The organism is Solwaraspora sp. WMMB335 (assembly GCF_049179075.1).
Classification (GTDB): domain Bacteria; phylum Actinomycetota; class Actinomycetes; order Mycobacteriales; family Micromonosporaceae; genus Micromonospora_E.
On record NZ_JBMHMF010000001.1, the window covers coordinates 6,518,703 to 6,532,349 of the forward strand.

Here is a 13,647-nt window from a genome sequence, read left to right on the forward strand (position 1 = left end):
TACATGACCGCCAGCCCACAAACCACGATCGTTCAACTCCTCGGTGTACCGGCATCGGGGCCGTCATCCTCGTCAGGGTCGATCTCCTCGTTGGCGTCGATAGTGCGGCGATACTCGGGGTGGTCCTTGTCCATCTGGATTGCGAGGTGGACCGGAGCGGGGTAGCTGGTACGTCCTTCCCAGGACAGTGCGTGATGGCAGAGCCGAGCGGCGAGCACGGCATAGCGCAAGGGGTCCGCGTCGTAGTGCGCAACGAAAATCTCGGTCGGCGTGTGGGCGTACCAGGTCTTGCGTTGCTCCGCCCCGGTTGCGCTCCACCGGGTGTGCATGCTACCAGCCCGACTGTAGGCCGTTTTGCCATCGAATTGCCGGGGAACGTTCGACAAGATCCAAGTGTCTTTGGCTCGATCGAGCTGGTAGAGCGCCCGGGTGGTCTTGCCGACCTTGACAACTGTCTTTCCGTCGTCGCCGACCTTCGGTCGGCTCACTTGCACTGGGCGCGGGACCTCGGTAGATCTGGAGGTGACGCGGACGATGGCGCGGGGACGGTGCAGCCGTTGGAGACGAAGACCGGGCAGTAGCGGGCGGCCATCGACTTTGCCGGTGTCATCCGGTTCGCGTTCGAGGTTCTTGTTCGCCAACCTGGCCCATAGGCTTCGGGCGTTCTCACCCGACACGAACAGTACGTAGCCGGCGGTGCCGGTGAGTTCGTCGGCGAGCTGGGTGAGAGCAACATCAACCGCGTCAACGAAGTCCGCGTCCTTCCGTCGTCCTTCCGGGAGCCGGTTGGCGCGGAACGCGACGTTGGCGTCGGTGTAGTCCAGCCATCCTGTCCGGCCGCCGCGTGGGTGGGCCTTCGGCGTATATGCCTTAACCCGCCAGTGCACTCCGTTGGGGATCAGCGCGACCAGCGACCAGCTGAGCCGTGGTTTGCCGTACCTGCGCAGCTCTCCGCGTTGCTCGCGGACATGGAGCCCCACGTACGTCATGGGTTCCGTAATGCCCAATTTTCCGTGCGAGAGTGCCCGGCCGAGACGCGGGTGTACCAGTCCCGCGGCGCGCAGCATGTCGGCGATGGCGTTGTGGCCCGCGTGGTCGCTTTGGAGCGTCTTCCCAAGGGCCGTGAGGGGGTCCGCCTGCGCTTCCTCGCTTAGGAGGTCCGGGTTCAGAGGATCGGTGATGTCGTCATCATCCGTGGCCAGTGCGTCGGATTCGCTGCTGTCAGCGATGTCCCCAGCGTCCGCCTCCACCTGATCGGGTCCGGTGGCGAGGAACTGCGCGGCGACCTTTCGATCGGCCAAGAGCCCTCTGACCTTGGGCTTCGCATCCATGACGTCCGGACTAACGACGTCACTGTCCCGGCGGCGGGCAAGCTTACAGAGCCTCGCCCATTCTGCTTCGTCGTACTCGGTCTCGCACAGCGCCACCATCCGGGTACCTTCTGGTGCGTCGATCCCGGTCAGGGCGTCCACGAGCGCTGGGCGCTTGTCGTGATCACCATGATCGAGCAATTCGCCAGCGGGCTGCACGATGACCTCGACACGCTCGGCTAGCCGTATCGGCGCGCCAATCTCGATGCCGTGTTCGGCGAGGTCGGGCCTGGCGAAGTGGTAGGCGAGCAGTCGCTGGATCCGACCCCGGGTGTGGTCATTGCGGTACAGCACCAGGATCCGCAGGTCCTGGCAGCCTGACGCGGCGACGATGGCGGGCAGCTCGTCCGGGTGAAGAAGTTCGATGTCGCGACCATGGTCGAGGTGCCGACGGTCGGCGTTGGAAAACTGGTGACCGGCCACGTTGTGGGCGGTCACCGGCTCGGTACGCAGCACCCCTGTCATGTGGGCACTCAGTTCCCGAACAAGGTGCATGCCGACACCTCGTCCAATGGGGAATCGCACCGACTTGGGTACCAGGGCTCGCACCGGGCTGGTCTTGCTCGCCAGGTCGAAGTCAGTTGCCACGATCGGCGTGGGTTGCAGACGAAGCTGGGCGAAGACCTTCAACGCCACTCGTGAGGAGTATTCGATCTGGCGGTTCTCCAGGCCGATGACCAGGAGCGGGGCTTTCGGATCGCGTTGCTCGAGCCAGGCGTTGCCAGCGGCGTTGGCCCAGCGAGTCAGGCGGGAGACCTGCGGCTGGACGACCACGACGGGCGAGGCGGTCCAGGGCAGGGTTTTCATGTTCAGCTCGACCCTAAGCGCGGCGTAGGAGGGCGGGCCGCTGGGCTTCCATCGGCCTTCCCACAACAGATCCGGATCCCAGACGATCAAGTTGCCGTCGGTGTCGGCGCGCAGTCGAACTGTCTTGCCGTCGATGGTCCACGGTTGTTTCGCGTGCGCGATTCTCTGCGCGATTTCCCAGGTCGCTGCGGCGTAAACCCAGCTCGGCGCGTCGGGCTGGCCGCCGCAATGGGTCACGTGGTCTACAAGCTGGACGGCTTTCGGCTTGACCGCGCTGATGAGATCGGCGAGCTTGCTGGTGAAGGAGAACCGGATATCAGCGTCGGGTACCTTCAACACGGCCTGGTGCCATACCGTGATCGCGTCGTGCAGGTCCTCGCGCTTGAGCCGCTCCCGCGTGATCATCCGCAGCGGCGGGGCCGTCTTCGAGGTGGGATCGAAATTGGCGCTGGTACACCCGACTGCACGTAGTGCGGTGGCCAGACCGGCGTACGGCAGATTGCCCTCGGAGCCGGTAGCGGCGTAGAAGTCTTCGCGGACCTCATCCCACGCCTGCCGGATGCGGTCGGAGAAGTCGTAGATGTGGACCTTGCCGAGCAGGTCGGTGGTCAGCGGATACGCAAGTAGGGTCAGCTCTTCTGGTCCGGGGGTCACCTACGCTCCAGATGTGGTGTATTCGATACCGGCGAACTGCAGCCATGACCCTAGGGTGGAACCGTAGATGCGGTCGAGGGCCGTCTGGTCGTGCGGGGTCAGGCTGTTGTAGTAGTAGCGAAGCAGGCTGGGCAGGTCGCTGCCAAGGGTGGCGTCGTGGAAGGCGTTGTCCACCAGGTACAGCCGTACCGGCGTGCCGCCTCGGCGCGCGCGGCCGGCGAGTTGGATGAGGTCGACGATCATGCCGGCGATCGCTTCGGCCTTGAGATAGCGGGGCAGTCGGCTGAAGCGTGGATCGCTGGACAGGAGGGTGAACAACCGGCGGAAGGCGGCGCGGCGCTGCGCGGCGAGCACAAGCGCCGAATCTTGACCCGGCTCACCAACGGCCAGCGCGGTCGCGTTCACGCTGGCCAAGATCTCTGCGGGTGCGTTGAGCTGCAGGACTGGGCGTACGCACACCCAGATCGATGCTAGCGCCGAGCGCTGGGTGCCGGGCACCAGGATGTTCATGCCCCGTGCGACCAGGCTCAGCGGAGCGGTGCACACCTTCACGGCGGGGTATTTGCGGGGCAGGTCCTCAAGGTCGTCAACGGTGATTTGCACGACGCCGCTGGGGATCACGGAGTTGGTCGGCCGGGGTTCCTTGGGTACGACCACGGCAACCCAGCCAGGCTCGACCACCGACCGAGCGATGCTCGCGCCGAGCAGGGCGGCTTGCGGATAGGAGTTGCCGACGAGCAGGCATCGCTCGCGTTCGGGTTCGGTCTCTGCCAGGGTGCGTAGATGCTGGTCGAGGCGCTGTTCCCACAACATTCTGCCGAGATCCTGGATGAGGTCGGCTTTCCGGTGCTCCAGTTGTCCGCCCACCGACAGCGCTCGATCACCGTCGAGAGCCTGGCCGGGAAGGGTGGTGAAGGCGCCGGGGGCAGCATCCGTCATCGCGTAGGTGACCCCTGCGTGAATGTGTTCGCGCGCTGCCCTGGGGAAGAACGCGGTCGCCGAGAGGCCCAGCACGATGCGGCGCGTACCCGCTGCGGACAGCGCTACAACGTCGCCCAGTTGCGTCACGGTGGTGTGCGGGTCGCCGGCGATCGCCTGCACGGACAGTTGGCCGCGCGGTAGTCCGTCACCGGCTCTGTCGATGCGGAATCCGAACAGCAGGTATCCCAGCGGCCCATACGGGATGGTGGCGTGCTGCACGAACGTGCCGAGCTGCTCGATCAGCGCGCGGCCAGCCGGTAGGTCGGTGTCGGGCGCACCGACCGCGTAGGTTAGGGCGGTCAGCGACTGGTGCAGGGCGCCTAGCCAGGTACGGACCAAAAGGGCGTTGACGACCTCCCGGCGGATCTCGTCGTGGGTAGGCTCCTTCGCCGGCCTCCGTCGGTCTGCCTTGGACGATGGTCGAACTGAGGCATCCTCGGGCGCCTGCTCGCCGCGTCCCTCAGCGGCGGCCGTCTGCGTCTTTCGGGCCGTTGCGCGAAGGACCTTTCCAACGATCGGGTGCAGGTCGTCCTTGACTTCGCGGATGCGGTCGATGCCGTCGTCGTTGCTGATCACCGTGCGCAGCCGTGCGGCGATGGCGGCCATGTCCCTGGATAGGGAGACTTCGTCGTCCGTGTTGCTGTCGGGAAACAGGGCATTGAACTGGCCGTAGACCTCGCGCGGTACTTCATCGGTCGCTTGGTCGATGCCGAACAGGTGCATGAGCAGGAGTCGATCATTGGACCCGGGAATATGCCAGCCGGAGCCGTTGCGGTACTCGTCGTTGTCAAGCCAGCGGGCGGCCTCCAGCCACAGGTCGCCTTCGAGCACGTAGTTCAGAAACTGATCGGCCAGGAACGTGGTGCGCGACAGCGGTGGGAGCACGTTGCGGTCCTGCCCTGGCAGCAGCATCACCCGTTGGGCGTTGAGCTGGGTGAGAGGAAGGTCTGCCAGGCCGGTGTTCGCCGCCACGATCAGCTGCCGCGCGCCGGAGTCGAACATGCTGCTCTGGAATCGGTCGATCTCGTCGATGACGATAACGGGGCAGCGGCGCATGACCAGCTCCAGCACGCTGATCCGCGCGTACGTCTCACCGTCGATGCTGACCGGCAAGCGCACGGTGCCGTGAATGAGGTTGTGGTGGTTAGTCACGATGATGTCCGCGCTGACCGCGTCCCGGGTGCCTCGGTGTCGATCGCACGCGCTCAACCGGGGGCACACGTGCCGCTTCGGCTTGCTGCCCTTCGTCGCCGGGTCGTCAGTTCCTGGCTGGGGCAGCAGTGACGTGCAGGGTTCGTTGCCATGCTCAGGCGGTGGGCCGTCGACCAGCCACGCGGGCAGCGCGCACCCGTAGGCCAGCCGGTCAAACCGGTCCCACTCGTCGCGTGACGCGGCGTGCACCGCCTTCTCGTGCACCCGAGAGGCAGCGATCAGCGTCGTGCATCGTAGCGGGCTACCCAAGGCGCGAAGATCGTCGCTGAGTTCAGCGCAGGTACCTCGAGCGAGGGCGTCCTGCTCGGCGATACTATCGGCCGTGTTCTGGGCCTCGTTGATCGTTCCCACCACGACGGCCACCTGGATGCCGCGCCGAGCCAGCAGGATCGCGAGCAGTCGGGTCAACACGCTCTTGCCCACACCGGTCGGCGCGTTGAACAGTCGGATCTTCCCACTGCGCAGCAACAAGTCGCTGGCGGTCGCGTCGTCGGAGTCTCTGACCCCGTCAAACAAAGTCTCCAAAACGTTTCGCTGCCATGGGTCGCCGCGGCCGGCACCGTCGAGTTCGTCGGCCAAGGCGAGCAGCTCCTCTTTGCCGACCTTCACCTCGTCCACCGCAGGAGCGGTCGCGACCACGAGCGGGGTGACCTCGGTGGTGGCAACGTCTGCGGGCAGCTCCGCCACGGACTCGCCGCGGAGTCCGAACGTCCATCGCCCGCCGGATGCCACCGGGTGCGGACGTCTCGATTGCAGATACTTCGCCTCGGCCTCGCCAATCAACTGCTCGGCAAGACCCAAAGGCTGCTGGCCGTGCCGAGGCAGGAGATGGCCCACCTGCGACCGCGGAATGTCGGCGGGCAATCCGTATGGGCTGTCCGGCCGATACACCAGATCGCGGGCCGTCTTGATGAACCGCGCGTAGGAGCCCAACTCGTTATTGCGAATCCGCAGGAACCGCCCGACGAGTCGCCGGACCCGATCAGGCTGGTGCTCCCAGCCGTCCCAAAGGTCAACCCGGCCCGAGGCGAACATGAGGCTTATTCAGCAGGCCTCCGACTCGCTACAGTAGACCCCCAACAAAAAGGACGATCCGCTCTTCCGTAGGATGGAGTTACCACACCACATCTCAAAGAAAAGCGGACCGCCGGACATGTATCATACCACTGGCTTCACCACGGACCAGATCCGCGACCTCTGCGTGCTGGTCCGAACGGAATGCCAGGATCTGAATATGGAGCCCTGGCCCCCGGTCCTTGGTCTCTACCGCGCTGTCGTCGTCGCGTTGACCTACATGCGTCGTAACCGCGTCCAAGCGGAGATCGCTGAAGCGCACGGCGTCTCCCAGTCGACGATCTCGCGAGCGGTCACCGGCATCACCCCGGTCCTCGATCGCGTGCTGACGGAGTTCGTGCCGACAGCCGACGACCTCAGCCCGACCACCCAGTACATCGTCGACGGCACGCTGCTTCCCTGCTGGTCATGGCGCACGCACCGCTGTCTGTACTCCGGCAAGCACAAGACCACGGGCATGAGCGTTCAGGTCGCCTGCACCCTCGACGGTGCGCTCGCCTGGATCTCCGATCCCGTCACCGGCAACCACCACGACTCGTACGCGATCAACGACACCGAGGTCCTCGTCACCCTGAATCCCGGAGACTGGATCGGTGACAAGGGCTACGTCGGCAACGGCATGATCACCCCGTACAAGAAGCCCAAGGGCGGCGAGCTCGCGGAATGGCAGAAGGAATACAACAGGCAGGTCAACAAGATCCGCTGGGTTGTGGAACAGGTCATCGCGAACCTGAAGACATGGCGAATCCTGCACACCGACTACCGCAGACCGCTTGCGACCTTCACAGAAACGATCTCCTGCGTCATCGGGTTGCACTTCTATAGGATCGCCTGTGAATAGACCTCCATGTGTGCATGATCGAGCGATGCCAGGTGGCGCCCCGCCGGGTCTGTCGCCGGGCAGAGCGCCTCCGCCAGCGCGCACGCGACCTGAGCCGCAAGCTCCTGCAGTCCAGGGCCGGTCCCGCTCACGTTCGCTCCGCCTTTCCGTCGGTCAACTCGGCGATCAGGCCGGCAGCAGTCAATACTCGGTAACCGCGTCGGCCGATCATGCTTTGGAGAAGTTCGCGGCTGTTCCGTTGATGATCGGGAATCACGATGATCAGGCCGGGTTCGGCTGGATCGGCGTCCTTGAGCGCGTCACCCAGTTTGGTCACCGATGCCCATGCCTTGGCATCCACCTTCCACACGCGGCGGCCCAGAGCGATCTTCAGGTCGTATCGGTCCTTGTGGGGCCACATCGATACCCGAGCTCCGAGCGACCGTGCGTGATCCTGTAGCCCACACTCTAGTAGCCCGGGGAGCGTTACATAACGCCACGTCGTGCGGGCGAGCGCCAGGTGCTCCGCCGTGGCTGGCGTCGCTCGCACCGCCGTTGCTGCGGCACCAGCCGGCTGCAACTGAGGTACCCGGTTCGTCATCCGATCCGGGTTGCATGTATAGATCACGCCGTCCCGAGCATGCGCTTCACAACGCACCTCTCGTACCGCGCCAGACTGACTGACCCGCATGGGCCAGCGGCAGAGCGGACAGGGGAACCAGTATCCGCGAACCTGGCACCACTGCCACGTACTGATCGGCTCGTAGAGGTCCAACTGGCCGAGCATCCCGTCCCAGACTCGGCGAAGCCGGGTCGACTCCCCGGACGCGTGCCGAACCAGCAGCCCACGGACTCGGGTGTACTCCTTCGGGGGCAGCCGCCGGAGCACCTCGTACACCCGACGCTCCTCCTGCTCGGCGCTCACCCGCGCCCAGGACCAGTGCTCATCCCAAGCCGCACGAGGCACAAGGTGCTCCAGGCCCAGGTCAAGCGCCTCGTCGTGCAACTGGCCGGCCTCGTCGAGCAGAACCAGGTCCCCCACCTCGTCAGCCGAAATGTCGCCGGGCAACAGTAGCCGTAGGGGGCCAGCCAGCCCCCGCCGGAACTCGGCCATCGACGGCGGGGCCGTCATCCGGTGCGCCGAAGCCAATACCCCCAGACAGTCCATCAGCAGCTTCCCCTGCCTGCCGGGAGGCAGGGCCTCATCGCTCACCGCCGCAGCGGCCAGGCAGCACGCTGTCACTGCCTGATCCCGCCGCACACGATCGACGTTCGAGAGTGCGGTCTTCACGACGCGTGAGGGTACGGGACCTGACCGACATTTTTCGATGGTCCGCTGGGGTGGGCTGATGCCGACATATTTACCTCGATGTCGAAGGGCGCGGGTAGCGGGACGGTATGGCTCTCGCCGGGCGAAGCGTCGGCCGCGCAGACCATTCCGATGTTGCTCGGACGGCAACGTCACGAAGGTGGGATCGCGACGACCTCGACCTGGATGCCCCGGGTCTCCAGGTGCTGGGCGAGGCGGACCAGGGTGACCTGGCTGAACGTGAAGAGGTCATCGACGCGCAGCTTGTCCCGTCCTCCGATCGCGAGGACGATCTTCGCGGGCGTCTCGGGCGCGGTTCGCTTTCCCTTGCTGAGGATGGCGACCTTCTGTGCGAGCGCGCGTCGCCCTTCGGGGTCGTACAGGAGTTGCTCGATGGCGACGTGGACCTGCGCGAAGAGGTGACTGGCGTCGTCGGACCCGCGGAGCCGCTTGACGTGGATGAACTCGTCGTCTGGTCCAAGCAGGTCGCAGTGCTCTATACCCCGCGGGTGTACGGCGGTGTGGATCAGCTTGCGGTCGAGAACCAGGTACCTTCCGTCACGGCGAGCGACGAGCTTGTTGTAGTCCTTTTCCTCCTGCCCCTTGGGCCAGGCGGGCAGAGCCAGGGCGGACCTGTTGACGAGGATTCGGGCCGCCTCCGCGCGGACCTGGCCCTCGTAGTCCTGGGCGACTGCGAACCATCGACCGTCGTGGAAGAAGTAGAGCTTGTCGTCGATGCGAGTCTCGAAGGCGATCCATTTGAGGACCGGGATCTGCGGGCTCAGCTGTGTGTCGTCGTCAGCCATGAGTACGACCTTGACCGTGCGGAACAGGTCGAGCGGGTTCCGGGACGGCCGCTCTCCGGCGATCTTCTTGAGCTCGTCGATCGACAGCCATGGCAGCGTGACGTTCTCGGCGCCTGGGACGTGCAGCAGCCGAACGGTGTCGACGGCGCCGAACTCATCGGACTGCTCCCACGGCCAGCCGGTGCCGAGCCGCTCCTCGGTCTCCCCGCGCAGTGCGTCGATCAGACGCGCGTCGAGCTTCTTGCGTTGCGGATGGCGTGGCTGCAACGGGGTGAGCCGTGTAAGCAGTTCGAGATCGGGGTGGGCAATGGGCTGCGTCAGGGTGGCCCCGACAGCGGCTAGGTCCTTGATCAGTTCGGCCGGATCCCGGCCGAGTGGCATGTTCAGCGCATCAGCGCCGCGGATGGTGACCGCTTTGCTGCCGGGCGCGACGATCCCACGCCCGACGACCTTGCTCACTACGGTGCCGAGTTCGGCGAGGCCGAAGGCGCGAACGTCGCCGCCCGTGGGGATCGATCGGCGGTCGATCAATGCGCGGTGGTCGATGGTGTGCCGGGTAACGGATCGCAGGTCGTCTACGTCGGCGACGCGCGCCAGGTACTGCAGCCCGAAGCCGGGCTCGACTAGGCCGTAGTTGAGCAGGTGGTGGCCCATGCCGTAGCAGAGCGCGTAGACGTGTCCTTCGACGTTGAGCAGGAGCGCCGCAGCTGCGGTGTCGTTGTAGGCCTCGATGTCGAGGCCGGTGTAGCCGGCGAGGCTATCTGCCCACCGGACCGTCTCGGCGCGGATCTGTCCCGAGACCAGGAGGCCGGTGGTGCCCGCGACGGTCACGCGCCTGGCGACGAACTCGGGTCGGTCAAGGTACTTATCGCGGATCAGAGCGTCGAGCGGTGCAGTGCCGGTGAGCCGGTACACGGTGACACGCGCTCGGGAAGCGGGTGTCCGGGACATCAGCATCTCCTTAAGAGGTTAGGCAATGGAGGTTCGACCGTGACGAGGGCCGATCCGTTCGCCGGCATCCGCCGGGCCGGCCGTGACGGTGTCGGCCGGCAAGGTCCCGGTCTGCGCTGGACCGGGCGATCCCGGTCATCGCCGCCGCGGCCTGGGCCGTGGCACCGGTGCTGGTCAGCTCCCGGTAGGCGGCCATCAGCGTTTTCCGAGCCCGAACACGTCCGGACCGTCCGGCTCGCTCCTGGAGATGTCCTCCAGAAGCTCTCGTGCTTTTCCCATGATCGTCAACGCCGTCTCGGTCCGCGCCAGCTTTGCCTGCGCCTGCGCCTGCGCCAGCTCTCGCCGCAGCCGGGCGATCTCTGCCTGCTTCGCCGACGGCCGCCCGACCGTCGCCCCAGCCGGCTTGCCCTGCAACAGGCCGGCGTCGCGGGCCCGCCGCCACTCCGACATCAACGACGAGTGCAAGCCCTCCCGCCGCAGGAACGCCCCGCCCTCACCCGCCGCGACGGCCTGCTCATAGCCGGTCAGCAACTCCAGCTTCTGCCCCGGAGTGAACGACCGACGCGCCTGCGGCCCGTCCGAACGCGGACCCTTCTTACGACTCATGACCCCATCCTGGGCCGTCACGACGTCAACAACAGTATTCAACGCTTTACGATCCTGAACTCGCCCGCGTGATGGATGACGACACCACCGTCCCAGGGCTTCCAGCTGTATTGCGTGAGGTCTTCCTCCGGCGGTTTGGCCCCCAGGCAGAGCGCGGGACGATCGGGACGTCGGCGGTTGCCTCGGCGAGCGCGCCGCTTCGCGCGCTCGCCGGCGCCGACGGCGTCAGTTCGGTGACAGCAGCTGCGGCGCTGCCGAGGACTACCGCACGGCGGGTGATCGCCGGCAGTGAACCGTTCGTTCTGTCTACACCGGTCGGCTGTCCGGCGGTAGGACGAGGTTCAGGAACTCGGCGTAGGCGTTCTCGCCAGACAGTTTTCCGTCCAGCGCGAGAGCCTGGCGCAGAGAGGAGCCGGTAATCTCGGGCGGGATACCCAGGCCACGCTCGGCCTCGCCAACGATCTCCGCGACGACGGCCCGGGCCTGCTCAGGCTCGTGCTGGATCAACCAGTCGAGCATCCGAGCAATCGCATGATTGATCGGATAACTCACCTTCTCGTTTAGCACCGTGCGCTGCCAGTCGGCGAGCTCGAACAACACGGCGGCGCGGATCGTCGCTCCGAGATCGCCGAGGGGGACGATCCGGTCGAGGCTGGCGGCAGCAGTCCAGGCGACGTCGTGAGCGACGTCGCGCACCGCAGCCTTGGTACGCCAGCGCAGCGCGAACCTCTTGCGGTTTCTGTCTCGGTCCCACAGGTCGATGGCAAAGGCGTTGGTGAAGTAGTCCCACAGCCGGGCCACACCGACTGACAAGTTCTCATGATCGTGGTCGGCCATGGTGCGGGCGACGCCGTCGCGGGAGCGGCGGCGGGTTTCGGCCCAGTCCTCGGCGACCGGTCGGGACCACATGCTGCGCCCACCGACGGTGGCCTGCGCCAGCGGCACGTCGCTCTCGCCTCGGGTCTGGTAAGCGCGCAGAGTGCTGGCGCCGATCCCGGCGATCTCGGCGAGCTCGGCCACGCCGAGGAGCTGGTCCGCCGCGAGTTCCGGAGCGGTGAGGTGAACGACGCAGCCTGCCAAGTGCCGCCCTGACCCGTGCCGCAGCGCCCATAGCGCAAGGTCGTCACGCCAGCGGCGCGAGGCGACGGGCGTCATCGTGTCGGGGTCGAGATCAGTGATCGCCCACGCTGCGCCCTTCCCGGGGTCGCCCTGTGGCAGGTCAGCGGCACTGATCGTCAACGCGGCCGGGACCGGCCGGTTGACGTAGATCTCCCGAGCTCGGTCGAACACCTGCGACGGCCGGTACCACGTTGTGCCGTCCCACCAGTAGCCGCCGGCGCGGAACAGCAGCGCCTCGTCCTCGTAGGACATGTACGCGCTCACCACGTCCTCGTCGCGATAGAGCACCACCGACCGGCCGTGCTCGGGGTGCCAGCGCACCACCCAGCCCAGATCCGGTCGCAGGACGTCGGTTGTGAAGGCGACCCAGCCGCCGTCCTTGCATGGATCTGTACGGCCCCAGGTTCCGTTGACGCCGGGCTTGCGGCCGATCGCTTCGATCGCGTCCGGGTCGTCCAGCGGCAGGTGGGAGTCGTCAACGAACGGCAGATCCGGAATCGGGTGATCCGTTCGCAACCCGTTCCCCACCGCCATGTACTTGTACGACAGCGCCAAAGCTCAGTCCTCCAAGCGGATGTGCTGTAGATAACTACAGCGTACACGTGACAAGATGCGCAGCATCATCTAGGAATGAACACGTAAAGTAGACAAAGCAGAATTTTTGATCCCGGTCGAGTCAAGTCACACGTACTGGTTCCGCTTCACGCCGGCCGGACGGCGACGGCGTTCACGGCTTAGGCGACCTGGGTATCGATCTCCCGACGGTGCGCGGGGTTTCGGCGTCCCTCGTCGTAGTTCGGGTACGCGCCAAGCTGCTTACCACATCCACATCCACATCCACATCAGCCGCCGATTGCCGGCCCGCTCCGGCTACCCGCCGGGCCACGGGTATGCCGCCGTCGACCTGGTCATCCGCCAGACGGAGACCGTTGCCAACGGGTGGGCTCCCAGAAGCAAGCCCGTATCAGACCAATCAGATTTGACGTGCGATCTCGAAGGAACAGCCCCAGGAGAGGGTGAGGCCGGCTCCGCCGTGGCCGTAGTTGTGGATCACCCGACTCCCGTTGAGCTGCTGCTCTTCGACGCGGACGTAGGCCCGGGTGGGGCGTAGGCCGACCCGGTGCTCGATGACCTGGGCGTTGCGGAGGCGCGGTTCGACATCGGCGCAGCGGGCGATGATCGCGGCGGCGATGTCCGGATCTGGTTCTCGGCTCCAGTCGCCAGGTTGAGCGGTGCCGCCGAGGACCAGGGTCTCGCCCTGCGGGTAGAAGTGCAGCAGATCCGGTGAGAGCGCGGTGTCTTCAGAGAAAAACTCGGTGATGCCGGGATTCTCGACGACGACGAGTTGGCCTCGGATCGAAGCGAGTTCTGGGTCGGGCACGAGGTCACGGGCGCCCATCCCGGTGCAATTGACGATCAGCGGAGCGACCTGAACGGGCTCGTCGAAGGAGCCGATCCGGCGGAGGGCGATCTCCCCACCCGCTGCCTCCAGCCGCTGTAGCAGGTAGCCAAGGTAGACCGGCATGTCGACCAGCGGCGCGGTGTATCGCCATCCGGTGGCGAATCCGTCCGGTAGCTCGCTCGGCTCGCACATCCGGAACCTGTCGAGCTGGTTGCCCCACTCCGGTGGCTCGACGGACTTGCGGGATGCCTCGATGCCGGAGACCAGCCGTACCCCGGTCGCCGGGTCGGTGGCGAGTTCGTTCAAGACGCCCAGCGTCTGGGCGCTCCACACCCGAACCCGGCCGACGGGCTCGACAAGATACGGCCCCCACATTGCCCCAGCGGCGTACGAGGTGGTCCGCTCAGGTGGCTCGGCTGCCCAGATCTTGACCCGTAGGCCCGCTTCGGCGAGGCAGATGGCGGTGGTGAGGCCGGAGACGCCGGCACCGATGACCAGGGCGTCGAGGTCGGTGCGGGCCATTGTTTGACCGTAGT

8 protein-coding genes are annotated in these 13,647 nt (G+C 66.1%); 1 reads left to right on the forward strand and 7 read right to left on the reverse strand.

Going from position 1 to position 13,647, the window contains the following annotated elements:
* Nucleotides 1-32 precede the first annotated feature (32 nt).
* Together ACN27F_RS28120 and ACN27F_RS28125 are read right to left on the reverse strand one after the other, a co-directional pair.
* On the reverse strand, nucleotides 33-2,831 hold the full coding sequence (locus ACN27F_RS28120; protein ID WP_421438452.1) for an RNaseH domain-containing protein: 2,799 nt from the start codon (nucleotides 2,829-2,831) through the stop codon (nucleotides 33-35).
* Nucleotides 2,832-6,059, reverse strand: a complete 3,228-nt coding sequence (locus tag ACN27F_RS28125; RefSeq protein WP_421438454.1) for a hypothetical protein — start codon at nucleotides 6,057-6,059, stop codon at nucleotides 2,832-2,834.
* 118 nt (nucleotides 6,060-6,177) lie between these two features.
* Here ACN27F_RS28125 and ACN27F_RS28130 point away from each other — a divergent pair, with 118 nt between their 5' ends.
* A complete protein-coding gene (locus ACN27F_RS28130; RefSeq protein ID WP_421432251.1) occupies nucleotides 6,178-6,939 on the forward strand; it encodes a transposase family protein in 762 nt (253 codons plus the stop codon).
* A 127-nt stretch (nucleotides 6,940-7,066) separates the two neighbouring features.
* Here ACN27F_RS28130 and ACN27F_RS28135 read toward each other — a convergent pair whose 3' ends face one another.
* The 5 genes from ACN27F_RS28135 to ACN27F_RS28155 form a co-directional block, all read right to left on the reverse strand.
* On the reverse strand, nucleotides 7,067-8,209 hold the full coding sequence (locus ACN27F_RS28135) for a hypothetical protein (RefSeq protein ID WP_421438455.1): 1,143 nt from the start codon (nucleotides 8,207-8,209) through the stop codon (nucleotides 7,067-7,069).
* A gap of 170 nt (nucleotides 8,210-8,379) precedes the next feature.
* Nucleotides 8,380-9,984 carry a DUF6119 family protein gene (locus ACN27F_RS28140; protein ID WP_421438456.1) on the reverse strand — a complete coding sequence of 535 codons (1,605 nt, stop codon included), beginning with the start codon at nucleotides 9,982-9,984 and terminating at the stop codon, nucleotides 8,380-8,382.
* 195 nt (nucleotides 9,985-10,179) lie between these two features.
* On the reverse strand, nucleotides 10,180-10,590 hold the full coding sequence (locus tag ACN27F_RS28145) for a hypothetical protein (RefSeq protein ID WP_421438457.1): 411 nt from the start codon (nucleotides 10,588-10,590) through the stop codon (nucleotides 10,180-10,182).
* A 306-nt stretch (nucleotides 10,591-10,896) separates the two neighbouring features.
* Nucleotides 10,897-12,264, reverse strand: a complete 1,368-nt coding sequence (locus ACN27F_RS28150; protein ID WP_421438459.1) for a hypothetical protein — start codon at nucleotides 12,262-12,264, stop codon at nucleotides 10,897-10,899.
* A 418-nt stretch (nucleotides 12,265-12,682) separates the two neighbouring features.
* On the reverse strand, nucleotides 12,683-13,633 hold the full coding sequence (locus ACN27F_RS28155; protein ID WP_421438460.1) for an FAD-dependent oxidoreductase: 951 nt from the start codon (nucleotides 13,631-13,633) through the stop codon (nucleotides 12,683-12,685).
* Nucleotides 13,634-13,647: the final 14 nt, after the last annotated feature.